The organism is Sphingobium trunci (assembly GCF_022664535.1).
Taxonomy (GTDB): domain Bacteria; phylum Pseudomonadota; class Alphaproteobacteria; order Sphingomonadales; family Sphingomonadaceae; genus Sphingobium.
This window is the reverse complement of sequence record NZ_JAKUJY010000078.1, coordinates 1-427: the sequence shown is the minus strand read 5'-3', so window position 1 is coordinate 427 and position 427 is coordinate 1. Positions and strand designations below refer to the sequence as shown.

Annotated in this window: 1 protein-coding gene; it reads right to left on the bottom strand. The window is 56.0% G+C overall.

The window, feature by feature from the left end:
- Positions 1 to 61: 61 nt before the first annotated feature.
- On the bottom strand, positions 62 to 415 hold the full coding sequence (locus tag MJ601_RS21830) for a DUF5677 domain-containing protein (protein WP_242130491.1): 354 nt from the start codon (positions 413 to 415) through the stop codon (positions 62 to 64).
- Positions 416 to 427 lie beyond the last annotated feature (12 nt).

The following is a 427-nucleotide window of genomic DNA, read 5'->3' as shown; positions in this document are numbered from 1 at the left end:
AAACATAATCATCAGGCGGGTCACTTCTCGGTGGAAATCCCGGGTCACTTCTCAACGGTAATCAACAATCCGGGTCGACCTCGTCCTCGCAGAGCCAGAAATACCATAAATAAGCCTCGCTCAGATTGCGGGTGATCGAGGCGACAGTGCTGAAATCCCAATGTTCCCTGGGTCTGCAGTCGGGCAGAAAATGTCCGAGACTTTTGGCCAGAACGCAGATGCGCATGAACAGGACAGATGCATAAGCCAGCCGGTTGCCGTCAACCTGTATACCGCCGCTGCCACGGGACACCCGCTCCGCGCGCTTGCATGCTGCGCGAAATGCCTTGCGACTTTCAAGGTATAGGGCGGTGAGTTGGCGGGGGTCTAAGTCGTCAGCGGTGAGGATGTCGAAATGTAGGGACTCGTTGCTCATCCCTCCGACCTA

What these genes read in the sequence shown, in the direction of transcription:
- MJ601_RS21830 (WP_242130491.1), bottom strand. Translation starts at nt 415, where the DNA reads ATGAGCAACGAGTCCCTACATTTCGACATCCTCACCGCTGACGACTTA.